Below are 12,585 nucleotides of genomic sequence, written 5' to 3' on the forward strand. Positions count from 1 at the left end.
GGTATATTGGCGAAAATTCAAGCGGTTTGTGCGTAAACCTGGAGAATAGGTAATGGATAGATTAAGAAACAAGATTCGCGACATTCCGGATTTCCCAAAACCCGGCATCATTTTCAAAGACATAACGCCGCTGGTCAAAGACCCGGCAACGCTTCGCTTGGCCGTGCACCAACTGCTGCATCCCTTTTTGGGCCGCGACATTACCGCAGTGGCCGGCATGGAGGCGCGCGGCTTTATCTTCGGCTCACTGGTCGCCTGGGAACTGGGTATTCCATTTATCCCGCTCAGAAAGCCCGGTAAATTGCCTTACGATGTGCAAAGCGTATCTTACGATCTGGAATACGGTTCGGCGGAACTGGAAGTGCATATAGACGCAGTGGACAGCAACGATAAGGTGTTGTTAATCGACGACTTGCTGGCTACCGGCGGCACCGCCAAAGCTAGTTGCGAGCTGATCGAAAAGTTAGGCGCAACAGTCGTAGCCTGTGCTTTTGTGGTAGAACTGGATTTCCTGCAAGGACGGGAGAAACTGGGGAACTACGAGGTGCATTCCTTGCTGCATTACTAAAAGGTATTACAGAGACGCTCCCTGCGTCTCTTCAAACAAAATTAACGGCGTTTATACTGTCTTTTTTTTTACTAATCTGGTCCATTTTGTCCGAGGCCTTTTCAAATTCCAAGGCAGCGTTATCGAACGATTTGGACATAGTATCGAACGCAGCGCTATTGGGCTTTGCACTACCGGGATTTGCCTCAATAGAATTTTGTACATGGCCGGGTAGCTTTTTCGTGGAATCGGCTTTAGGCTTTTGCGTAGCGTTAGTTTCTTTAGGTTTTGCCGAAGAAATTTCGCCGACATCGACGTCCGCGTCTATGTCAAGATCGTAGTCAGTCGAATTACTCTTGCCGTCATTGATCAAATTCTTGCGATATTGTAAAAATGACTCACGGGTAAAAACGTAAGGATCCAAGGCCGCTTCGTCGATAAAATTCAAAGCACCTTCTGCATTCGCCCTATCGTTAATCCCTTCAACAATGCCGGTACCCGGTACGTAAGTCCCAGGATTGGCGGCTTTATCAACCACAATTGCCGCCCCATCACGGACAGTAGTCGGGCCCAAAACCGGCAATACCAAGTACGGGCCTTGATCGACACCCCAGACTGCAAGCGTTTGCCCAAAATCCTCGACATTGCTTTGCAATCCCAGGTCGCTGGCTACGTCAAATAAGCCGAGCAAACCAACCGTGGAGTTAGTCAAGAAACGCCCCGTATCTGAAGCACCTTGCTCAAATTTACCTTGCAGGACATCGTTCAAGACAACATTGATACCTTTAAGATTAGTAAAAAAGTTGCTGACGCCAGTTTGCATGAAGTTGGGAGTTACTGTTTTATAACCGTTAGCAATCGGCTTCAGCAAATGCTTATCCAGACCCATGTTAAACCCGTACATGGAGCGATTGAAACCTTCGTAAGGATCTGCTGCGTCTATCTTAGCTTTAGACGCTCTGTTGGCGTCAACCGGATGCTTATCCGTGGTAGCACACCCGGTTACCGATAATGCGCTGGAAAATAACATAACCCAGAACAGGGATGCCTGGCTGTTGCCTTGATAACGGGGGCTATACATTACTGACGATTCCTAACAAACTTATTGTTTTGCGTAACTTTCAATTTTCTCAGTGATTTTAACAATCAAGGCATCAAAGCCATCACGGCTTAATACGCTAGTATAATCCGATCTTTTCAATGCCAAATCACTGACACCATCGGCTATTATATTGATAATTTGCCAGCCATCGTCTTTTTTCTTCATCATGTAATCAAACTTGACATCCTTTTCGCCGGGAATATGCAAATTGGTGTGAATCACAACACCGCCCCTGCCGGTTTCCTCTTCGGAGGCAAAGGTAAACGATTCGCCCGAATAGTCTTTAAAGTTATGAGCATACGCTGACACACTGAGCTTGCTGAATACGCTTTCCAGCTTGTTCTGCTGCTCGGTAGTCAGCTCCTCCCACTGTTTGCCGACCACGATTCTGGCGATTTTAGGCAGATCGTGACTCTTCTTTACCGCCACATCCAGCTTGTCGTAGCGCCCTTGAAAGCCAAGCTCTTTGCCCGCCTTCATGACGCTCAACAGCTGATTTTGAAACTCATCGACGACCTGACGAGCAGAAATCTCTTCAGCGCTAGCCAAGGGAGACAGGCAGACAAGCATTAGCAAACTGAGACCGAAATACAATTTTTTAAACATAGTCGTTATAAAAACCTGTTAATGAGGATGACTTCCTGAGTTCGCCTTAAGACTCTACTTTTACCGGAATCTCGGAAATTGCCGATTTCTTGAAAGAAGCAATAAACTCCGGCTGCTTTTCGGCAACCATGTCACCGGAGGTTTTGGGACCGCGCACTGCCGCCCACAAAGCTTTCAATGGATGCGCCAAGGTATCCTCGACCGCTGTTGCCTCATAGCCGCAATGCGCCATGCAATTAGCGCACTTAGGATTTTTCACCGTGCCGTATTTGTCCCAAGGCGTATCATCCAGCAACTCTTGAAAAGAATTGGCATTACCTTCATCTGCCAATAAGTAACAAGGTTTTTGCCAGCCAAACACGTTGCGCGTTGGATTACCCCATGGCGTACAATCGTAATTCTGATTGCCGGCCAAATAATCCAAATACAGCGAAGAATGGTTCAATTTCCATTTACGGGTCTTGCCTATTTTGAAAATACCGCGGAACAGGTTTTTAACGTCGAGACCTTTAATAAAAACATCTTGCTTAGGCGCTCGCTCGTAGCTAAATCCAGGCGCGATAGTGATTCCTTCTACGCCCAACTCCATCGCATAATCGAGAAACTCCGCCACTTCATCCGGCGTTTCACCTTGAAACAAGGTGCAGTTAACGGTCACTCTGAAACCTTTACCCAAGGCTAATTTGATGGCTTCCACAGCGATGTCGAAAACCCCTTCCTGACAAACGGAGGCATCATGCCGATCTTTTAAACCATCGAGATGCACTGAAAACGTCAGATAAGGCGATGGCGTGTAATCGTTAATTCGTTTTCTTAACAGCAAGGCGTTGGTGCACAGATAAACAAATTTCTTCCTGGCCACGATGCCGGCCACAATCTGCGGCATTTCCTTATGAATCAACGGTTCGCCGCCTGGAATGGAAACCATGGGCGCGCCGCACTCATCGACCGCAGCCAAACATTCCTCAACCGATAGACGCTTATCCAGAATATCATCGGGATAATCGATTTTACCGCAGCCCGCGCAAGCTAAATTGCATCTGAACAGGGGCTCCAGCATCAGAACCAAGGGATACTTTTTTACACCTTTGATTTTTTGCTTGATCAGATAACTACCTACAGCCAATTGCTGACGTAAAGGAACACTCACAGCATTATTCTCCAAAAACTATCACGACATCCAGCGACAACGGCTGTTACAAAAAAACAACAGCCGAAAACCGATAACCATCCTAGAAGTGACACCTGCTGCGGCCTATTTAGACCGCCAATGAGGCTCAAGGCGCACAATTAGATGTGGTCAGAATACCACTTTCCAACAACATACTCCAGATAAAATACGCAAAAAACAACAAGAACATGTGCGTATTTCCTGAAAGCTACACAAAGCCGCCTAACAACCACAAGAAAGCCTAGCAGCTAAAAAGCCATAATTATTTTTCTAAAACAACAACAAAGACTAGACACAACAGCTCATATATTGCTTTTGGCAGCAGTTTTTCGGCAAATTTGCCATAAAGCAACATCACTTTGCAAAACACCAACAAACAGTCTATCATTTGGGCTACTAATAGTTAGCCTTGATACAGATGAACGGATCTCAAAACTTAATCAACAATCCGGAGTTGCTCAGACAACTACCCGACGCCGAACTGCAAGCCACCCTGCTTGAAGGCGTGTCGCGCACGTTTGCGCTAACTATTCCGCAACTACCTGGCGAGTTGTATCCGGCTGTGGCGAATGCGTATTTGTTATGCCGCATTGTTGACACCATAGAAGACGAAATATCCCTTAGCCCCGAACAAAAAAAATATTTCTGTACCGCTTTTATAGACATAGTCAACACCGGCAATAACGCAGACGTATTCAGCGCAGAACTGGCCCCGTTACTGTCAGAACAAACCATTCCGGCTGAGCACAGCCTGATACACCTGGTGCCGCGCGTCATCGCTATAACCCGCTCGCTGGACGCTCCGCAAATCGAAGCGCTGGCTTGTTGCGTGGAAACCATGGCCAACGGCATGCCGGTATATCAAGCTCTGGATTTGCATGCCGGCTTGAAAACCATGAAAGACATGGATGACTACTGCTATTACGTCGCCGGCTGCGTCGGTGAGATGCTGGCCAAATTGTTCTGCCATTATTCGCCGAAAATTGCCGCGCATCGCGAGGAGCTTCTAAGACTCTCAGTCTCGTTCGGCCAAGGCCTGCAAATGACCAATATCCTGAAAGACATTTGGGACGACGCCAAACGCGGCGTGTGCTGGTTACCGCAAGACATTTTCACCGAAACCGGCTTCAATCTGGCTGAACTGACACCGGCCACCGACGACGAGCGTTTCCGCCTCGGCCTGAGCCACCTGGTGGCTATCGCTCATGGTCACTTGCAGAATGCATTAACTTATACCCGACTCCTGCCCAGCCACGAAACCGGCATCCGCAATTTTTGCCTTTGGGCATTGGGCATGGCCGTGCTGACCTTGAAGAAAATCAAGGCAAACCTTAATTTCAACGAATCCAATCAGGTCAAAATCAGCCGCAACAGCGTCAAAGCCACCATTGTCGCCACCAAACTGACGGTTCGCAGCAATATGCTGCTATCCCTGCTGTTTAACCTGACCAGCCGTAATTTGAAATCGCCGGATTGGCAATATTCACCTATATCGCACACTGGACAATAAGGAATCACTATGTTTACTGAAGCCCATATAGATACCAGCAGCCAAGACATCAGCAATACCAATACCGGCAAAACCGGCCTTGGCTTACTGAATGCCGCCATCGAACGCGCCCAAGCCAAATTACTCAGTTTGCAAAGCCCGGAAGGTTACTGGGTATTTGAACTGGAAGCCGACTGCACCATCCCGTCCGAATACATCATGATGATGCACTACCTGGACGACATCGACGAAGAATTGCAGCGCAAAATCGCCGTTTACTTGCGTAGCCGCCAAGCCGAAGACGGCAGCTATCCGCTTTTTACCGGCGGCCCCGGCGATATCAGCGGCAGTGTCAAAACGTATTACGCTTTGAAAATGGCGGGGGACTCGATAGACGCTCCACATATGGTTAAATTGCGCGACTGGATACTCAGCCAAGGCGGCGCAGCGCGCGCCAATGTGTTTACCCGTATCGCACTGGCGATATTCGAACAACTGCCGTGGCGCGGCGTACCCTATATTCCGGTGGAAATTATGCTGCTGCCCAGCTGGTTTCCGTTTCATCTGGACAAAGTGTCCTATTGGTCGCGCACCGTGATGGTACCGCTGTTCATCATGTGCACATTAAAGGCCAAAGCCAAAAATCCGCATAAGGTCAACGTTTTGGAATTGTTTGTCGTTCATCCGGACGAGGAAAAACATTACTTTCCGGAACGGACTCTGTTGAATAAATTCTTCCTGGGCCTGGATAAACTAGGCCGCGTTACCGAGCCGCTGATTCCGCAACGCGTGCGCGAACACGCCATTCAAAAAGCCGTTGATTGGTTTACCGAACGGCTAAATGGCGAAGATGGTTTGGGCGGCATTTTTCCAGCCATGGTTAACGCCTATCAATCGATGTTACTGTTGGGCTTCCCGGCCGATCATCCCAATGTCGTAATAGCCCGCCAGTCCATCGACAAACTTCTGGTGATCAAAGACGATTACGCCTATTGCCAACCCTGTCTGTCGCCGGTTTGGGATACGGCGCTTGCGGCGCTGGCATTGCAAGAATCCGATAAGGCAGCAAACGTCCCCAGCCTTACTAAAGCTTACGATTGGCTAAAAAGCGTGCAATTGTCCGACGAACCGGGCGACTGGCGCGTCCGCCGTCCCAATCTGGCTGGTGGTGGCTGGGCGTTTCAATTCGCCAATCCGCATTATCCCGATGTAGACGATACTGCGGTAGTGGGCTTTGCCATGGCCGATTCCAATCTGCCCGAATTAGACGAGTCTATCCACAGGGCCACTCGCTGGATCATTGGCATGCAATCGCAAAACGGCGGCTACGGCGCCTTCGATGTCGATAACACTTATTACTATTTGAACGAAATTCCGTTTGCCGACCACGGTGCCCTGCTCGACCCCCCCACTGTCGACGTCAGCGCCCGCTGCGCGATGTTGATGGCCCGGGTTGCGAAAGATCACGACGAATATTTACCGGCGCTGAAACGCACCATCGAATATATCCGTGGCGATCAAGAAGCCGACGGCTCCTGGTTCGGCCGCTGGGGAACCAATTACATTTACGGCACTTGGTCAGCCTTGCTGGGTCTGGAGCAAACCGATGTGCCGAAAACCGACCCGATGTATACCAAAGCGGCGGCATGGCTGAAAAGCGTACAACGCGAAGATGGCGGCTGGGGTGAAGACAACCTGAGCTATCACGACGATAAGAAATTCCGTGGCCGCTACCATTTCAGCACCGCCTTCCAAACCGCCTGGGCCGTGCTGGGTTTGATCGCCGCCGGCGAAGTCCACAGCCAGGAAGTCAAAGCCGGCATCGACTTTCTGCTGCGCAACCAACAAGCGGACGGCGTTTGGAACGACCCTTGCTTTACCGCACCGGGCTTTCCAAAGGTGTTTTATTTGAAATATCACGGCTATGACAAGTTCTTCCCCTTGTGGGCTTTGGCTAGATACCGTAACGAATTAGCCAAACAGTGACCATAGGCATTCTTGTTGCACTACCGGAAGAGCTCTCCACCCTGACCCGCCTGAAGCTGGTACAGGGTGATTGCGTCAGCATCGCCGACAACATTCTCCTGGCGTTTGCCGGTGCCGGACCGATCAACGCGGAACGGGCCACGCATCTGTTAATCGCCAAAGGCGCCAAAAAACTGATCAGCTGGGGATGCGCGGCAGCCTTATCACCGCAATTAAAACCGGGTGATCTGATGTTGGCCGAGCAACTGCTATCGGAGCAACAGCAAGTGTTCGATACCGACCCCCGCTGGCGCAAACGCTTACATGAGTTGCTGGATACGCAATTTCCGATTTCCAATGGCAAGCTGGCGGAAAGTAGTCATATCGTCAGCAACAGCAGCGATAAGCAGAATATATACCGGCAAACCGGTGCGATTGCCTTGGACATGGAAAGCTGCGCCATGGCCAAAATTGCCGAGCAATCAAACTTACCTTGTTTGGCAATTCGCACGATAGCCGATCCGGTAAGCATGAGCCTACCCAAAGCAGTTACCCAAGCCTTGAATGGTCAGGGTCAGGTAGAAACCAGCAAACTCTTGCGTTTTTTGGTAACCCACCCATGGGAAGCGCCCAGCCTCATCAAGCTGGGCTTACATTTTCATGCCGCTCAAAAAACCTTGAAAATCATTGCCAAACAACTAAACGAAATCATCGTTTTTTAGCAGAAAACCATGAATTATTGATGGGTTAAGCAGCGGGAACATGGCGTAATCCGGAAATAAACCAAGCACTTACGAGGTATTACATGTCTTTTAGCATTGCCGATCTTTTTACTCAGCATTTCGACGAGAAATTCGACTTGCATGAGCATCATCTGAATAACCAGATGGTGCGAGTCTTACGTACTATCGGTTACGACAGAAACTATAAAAAAGCAATCGGCCAATATCTTTACGACGAAGACGGTAACGAGTACCTGGACTTACTGAGTGGTTTCGGCGTGTTTGCGATGGGACGTAACCATCCGACCATAATCAAAGCCCTGCAAGAAACCCTGACGCTGGAATTACCCAGTCTGGTACAGATGGATGTGTCCTTGCTCAGCGGCCTGCTGGCCAAGGAAATTCTCGCTACCTGCCCGGATAATTTGGAAAAAATGTTTTTCTGCAATTCCGGCACCGAAGCTGTCGAAGCCGCGATCAAATTCGCCCGCTACACCACCAAGCGCTCGCGCATCGTACATTGCGACCACGGCTATCACGGCTTAACCATGGGCTCGCTATCGTTGACCGGCGAACACATCTTCCGCGAAGGCTTCGGCCCGCTGCTGCCGGAGTGCACCTCGGTGCCGTTCAACGATTTGGCCGCACTAGAACAAGCCTTGAGCAGCAAAGACGTGGCGGCTTTCATTGTCGAACCCATTCAAGGCAAAGGCGTCAATATTCCGGACGATAACTACCTGCCGGAAGTGGAACGCTTGTGCAAAAAATACGGCACTTTATTCGTGGCCGACGAAATTCAGACCGGCATCGGCCGCACCGGCAAGTTCTGGGCTATCGAGCACTGGGGGGTAAAACCCGACATGATTTTGATGGCGAAAGCCTTGTCCGGCGGCTTCATTCCCGTCGGCGGCGTAGCGATGACCACCCACATCATGGACACCGTGTTCAACCGTATGGATAGAGCCGTAGTGCATGGTTCGACCTTTTCGAAAAACAATATGGCAATGGCGGCCGGTTTGTCTGCCTTGCATGTGGTTCATGAAGAAAAACTGGTCGAAAACAGTGCCAAGGTCGGCGAAGACATCATCGCTACCATCAACGCCATGGCGCCGAAATACGAATTCCTGAAAGAGGCGCGCGGCAAAGGCTCGATGATAGCCATCGAATTCCATGCCCCCAAAAGCTTGGGATTAAAGGCCGCCTGGGCCATGCTGGAAGCGGCCAACAAAGGCTTGTTCTGCCAAATGATCCTTATTCCGCTATTTAAGGAACACCGGGTACTGGCACAAGTGGCCGGCCACGGCATGAACGTGGTCAAATTTTTACCGCCGCTGACGCTGACCCAAAAAGACCGCGACTGGATTGTTAACTCCGTGGAGAAAACCATCGCCGATACGCACAACGTCACCGGTTCGATCTGGACGCTGGGTAAAAACTTGGCCGGCCATGCTCTGAAAAACAAAAAATAAGGTGCCACACATGAATTTTTTCAAACCTGCTTTGTTCGCATTGGCACTGATCGCCAGTACCACCGCTTTCGGCCACGCAGTCGTCACGCATAACTCTTTAAAACTCAACCCGGTGCCGGTCAACTTGGCCAGCCAAGTAGAGCTATCGTTCAATTCCAAAGTGGAATTGGATTTATCGGAAGTATTCCTGGTCAGTGCCGGCGACAAAATGCAAACCATTACTGCCACGCCAGGCGAAAAACCCGGCCAAGTATTGCTGCATCTGCCTGCCCTGGAGCCGGGAGAATATGCGATCAAATTAAAAATATTTGCAGCTGACGGTCATCTCAGCGAAGACCTGCTCCGTTTTTTCGTTAAACAGGCTAAGTGATCCTCATGGAAGGCATTGCAAATTATTTAGACTCACTGATAGGCGGCGTCGATCTCACCTTTTATTCCATCACTATCGGTGGCTTGCTATGGGGGCTGTTCGTGCTGCGTCCGTGGCATGAAGAAGCGCTGTATAACTCCGCCTTGTTGACCAAAACCGTCAACCTGATCCATTTCGGCAGCAAAGCGCTGATCATCACCCAATTGTCGAAAATCGGCCTGAAAATTTGGTTGATGGCGGCAACCTTGGGCAAATCGCCGTTTCCGGCGTTTTTCCAAACTGTGCAGTTCCAAGCGGGTTTGGCACGTGCCACTTGCGCATTTATCCTGGCCCTGTTCATCAGACAAACGCTAAAAAGCAACCCCCGATCCAAACAATTCTGGGTACTATCGACAGCTATTATCGTGCCGCTGGTCATCTCCGCGGCCTGGCTGGTACATGGCGCCAGTCGTTTAGAAGATCGCGGTCTGTTGATGACCCTGACCGTCACACATCAAATGGCCGCTGCTACCTGGGTGGGCGGTATTTTTCAAATCCTGGCCTTGTGGAGTCTGAAAAAACGCAATTTGATCGCTGTCGAAGTTTGGCCGTTATTGTTAAAACGTTTCTCGGTTGTGGGCATCAGCGCTGTCGTGGTTTTACTAGCCACCGGCACACCGCTGGCGTGGTATTACATCCGTACCTTCCAAGGCTTCATCGGCGCGGGTTACGGCAATCTGTTACTGGTAAAAATTATCATGCTAGGTCTGGCGCTAGGCTTCGCTTGGTTAAACCGCCAAGCCGTCAATGCCTATTTTACTAGTCGCAGCCTTTATGCACTGACTGCGCGCGTACCCTATTACATCGAAGCGGAAACCCTGATTCTGCTGACCATCCTATTCACCGCCGCCAGCTTGGCTTCCCAGCCGCCCGCAGTCGATATTCCGCATCTGACCGCCAGCTTCGAAGAAGTGTTGAACATGTTCCATCCACGCATACCGCGCTGGGAGTCGCCGACCCATGAAGCCTTGATCGCCGGCGAAGCCGGACGGGTAGCGATTGTCGGTCAGATTCCGTCGGAAGCCGCTACCGCTTGGTCAGACTACAACCACAACATTTCCGGCATTTTCCTGACGACGATGAGCTTTTTTGCGATGTTGTCGTTCTCCAGCCGTTTTCATCGCTGGGCACGCTTCTGGCCGGTCGGTTTTATGGCATTGGGTGTATTTCTATTTTTCCGTAGCGACGCGGAAAGCTGGCCGCTGGGTCCTATCGGTTTCTGGGAAAGCACCTTTAACAATGGCGAAATTTTGCAGCATCGCATCGCCACCTTGCTGGTATTTGTGCTGGGCTTGATCGAAGTCAGGGCCCGGCTAAACAACAACAGTGGTTTCATGCCCTACATGTTTCCATTGCTGGCCGCGTTCGGCGGTATGATGCTGCTGGCGCATTCGCATGTCGGTTTTGAGGCGAAATCTGCCTTCTTGATTCAAGTGGGCCACACCATGATGGGCGTGTTTTCGCTGATCCTGGCTTGCGGCCGCTGGCTGGAGCTTAAGCTGGATTCGCCCGGCAAAAACGTTGCCGGATTTATTTCAGTAGCCGCCTTATTCCAGATAGGCGTCATCCTGATGTTCTATCGTGAACCCCTGTACTGATTATGAAACAGACTAACGAATTTCCGCTGTTACAAACCATCCAGACCCCTGCCGACATACGCGCGCTGAAGCCGGAGCAACTGAAGCCGCTGGCTGATGAGTTGCGTAGCTTTTTGACCCATACGGTCAGCATTTCCGGCGGCCACTTTTCGGCCGGTCTGGGCACAGTGGAGCTGACGGTGGCGCTGCATTATGTGTTCGATACGCCATCGGATCAGTTGGTGTGGGATGTGGGGCATCAGGCTTATCCGCATAAGATTTTGACAGGGCGGAAAGACCGGATGCCGACAATTCGCACCTTCGGCGGCGTGTCGGCGTTTCCATGCCGTTCGGAGAGTGAATACGATGCCTTTGGGGTCGGGCATTCATCAACGTCGATCAGTGCCGCCCTGGGCATGGCGATTGCCTCGCAATTGCGCGGCGAAGACAAGAAGATGGTGGCCATCATCGGTGACGGCTCGATTACCGGCGGCATGGCTTATGAAGCGATGAATCATGCCGGCGATGTGAATGCCAATCTGTTGGTGATTTTGAACGATAACGATATGTCGATTTCACCGCCGGTTGGGGCGATGAATAATTACCTGACTAAGGTGTTATCCAGTAAGTTTTATTCCTCGGTGCGCGAAGAGAGTAAGAAGGCTTTAGCCAGTATGCCGTCGGTGTGGGAATTGGCCCGCAAGACCGAAGAACATGTGAAAGGCATGATTGTGCCGGGTACTTTGTTCGAGGAGTTGGGCTTTAATTATTTCGGACCGATTGACGGCCACGATGTGGAGATGTTGGTGTCCACACTGGAGAAGTTGAAGGATTTGACGGGGCCGGTGTTTTTGCATGTGGTCACCAAAAAAGGCAAGGGTTACGCACCGGCCGAGAAAGATCCCTTGGCGTATCACGGCGTACCCGCCTTCGATCCAACCAAGGATTATTTACCCAAAGCCGCGCCTTCGCCGCATCCGACTTATACGGAAGTGTTCGGTACCTGGTTGTGCGATATGGCCAAGCAGGATGAGCGGCTGCTGGGGATTACCCCGGCGATGCGGGAAGGTTCGGGTTTGGTGGCGTTTTCCCAGCAATTTCCGAAACGTTATTTCGATGTAGCGATTGCCGAACAACATGCGGTGACGCTGGCGGCCGGTCAGGCTTGTCAGGGCGCCAAGCCGGTGGTGGCGATTTATTCGACCTTTTTGCAGCGGGCTTACGATCAATTAATCCACGATGTGGCCTTGCAGAATCTGGATGTGTTGTTTGCCCTGGATAGAGCCGGCTTGGTGGGGCCGGACGGTCCGACCCATGCCGGCTCTTTTGATTACAGCTATATGCGCTGTATCCCGAACATGTTGGTGATGGCCCCGGCCGACGAGAACGAGTGCCGGCAGATGCTGACCACCGGTTTCAAGCACAACGGGCCGGCCTCAGTGCGGTATCCGCGTGGCAAGGGTCCGGGGGCTACGATCGACAAAGCCTTGACCGAGTTGGCCATCGGCAAGGGCGAAGTCCGCCATCA

The 12,585-nt window shown here is 50.9% G+C and carries 11 protein-coding genes; 8 read left to right on the top strand and 3 right to left on the bottom strand.

The genetic code is table 11. The features are described 5' to 3' along the window. The first annotated feature begins 52 nt into the window (after positions 1-52). A complete protein-coding gene (locus tag A1332_RS21745) occupies positions 53-568 on the top strand; it encodes an adenine phosphoribosyltransferase (RefSeq protein WP_064010504.1) in 516 nt (171 codons plus the stop codon). Between the two features lie 31 nt (positions 569-599). On the opposite strand, the gene A1332_RS21750 is transcribed toward A1332_RS21745, so the two are convergent. From A1332_RS21750 to hpnH, 3 genes are read right to left on the bottom strand one after another with little or no spacing between them, the layout of a single operon-like run. Then, complete coding sequence (locus A1332_RS21750) at positions 600-1,628, bottom strand: VacJ family lipoprotein (protein WP_064010505.1); 1,029 nt, start codon at positions 1,626-1,628, stop codon at positions 600-602. Between the two features lie 21 nt (positions 1,629-1,649). Next, positions 1,650-2,255 (bottom strand): ABC transporter substrate-binding protein, encoded by a 606-nt coding sequence (locus A1332_RS21755; RefSeq protein ID WP_064010506.1) that lies wholly within the window; start codon positions 2,253-2,255, stop codon positions 1,650-1,652. Between the two features lie 46 nt (positions 2,256-2,301). Beyond that, positions 2,302-3,405 (bottom strand): adenosyl-hopene transferase HpnH, encoded by a 1,104-nt coding sequence (hpnH, locus tag A1332_RS21760; protein ID WP_064010507.1) that lies wholly within the window; start codon positions 3,403-3,405, stop codon positions 2,302-2,304. 439 nt (positions 3,406-3,844) lie between these two features. Between hpnH and A1332_RS21765 the strand changes: the two genes are divergently transcribed. The 7 genes from A1332_RS21765 to dxs form a co-directional block, all read left to right on the top strand. Then, complete coding sequence (locus A1332_RS21765) at positions 3,845-4,936, top strand: phytoene/squalene synthase family protein (protein ID WP_064010508.1); 1,092 nt, start codon at positions 3,845-3,847, stop codon at positions 4,934-4,936. Between the two features lie 9 nt (positions 4,937-4,945). Further along, positions 4,946-6,901 carry a squalene--hopene cyclase gene (shc, locus tag A1332_RS21770; RefSeq protein WP_064010509.1) on the top strand — a complete coding sequence of 652 codons (1,956 nt, stop codon included), beginning with the start codon at positions 4,946-4,948 and terminating at the stop codon, positions 6,899-6,901. Then, a complete protein-coding gene (locus A1332_RS21775; RefSeq protein ID WP_064010510.1) occupies positions 6,898-7,602 on the top strand; it encodes a phosphorylase in 705 nt (234 codons plus the stop codon). The genes shc and A1332_RS21775 overlap by 4 nt, the downstream gene beginning before the upstream one ends. 83 nt (positions 7,603-7,685) lie before the next feature. Beyond that, complete coding sequence (locus A1332_RS21780) at positions 7,686-9,071, top strand: aspartate aminotransferase family protein (protein WP_064010511.1); 1,386 nt, start codon at positions 7,686-7,688, stop codon at positions 9,069-9,071. Positions 9,072-9,081: 10 nt separating this feature from the next. Further along, the gene (locus A1332_RS21785) at positions 9,082-9,441 is read left to right on the top strand and encodes a copper resistance CopC family protein (RefSeq protein ID WP_064010512.1); all 360 of its coding nucleotides are present in this window, start codon (positions 9,082-9,084) and stop codon (positions 9,439-9,441) included. Positions 9,442-9,446: 5 nt separating this feature from the next. After that, on the top strand, positions 9,447-11,078 hold the full coding sequence (locus A1332_RS21790; RefSeq protein ID WP_082879828.1) for a copper resistance D family protein: 1,632 nt from the start codon (positions 9,447-9,449) through the stop codon (positions 11,076-11,078). 2 nt (positions 11,079-11,080) lie between these two features. Further along, a partial coding sequence (gene dxs, locus A1332_RS21795; RefSeq protein WP_064010513.1) for a 1-deoxy-D-xylulose-5-phosphate synthase occupies positions 11,081-12,585 on the top strand: 1,505 nt, incomplete at its 3' end.

It is taken from the genome of Methylomonas methanica (assembly GCF_001644035.1).
In the GTDB taxonomy this organism is placed as follows: domain Bacteria; phylum Pseudomonadota; class Gammaproteobacteria; order Methylococcales; family Methylomonadaceae; genus Methylomonas; species Methylomonas methanica_A.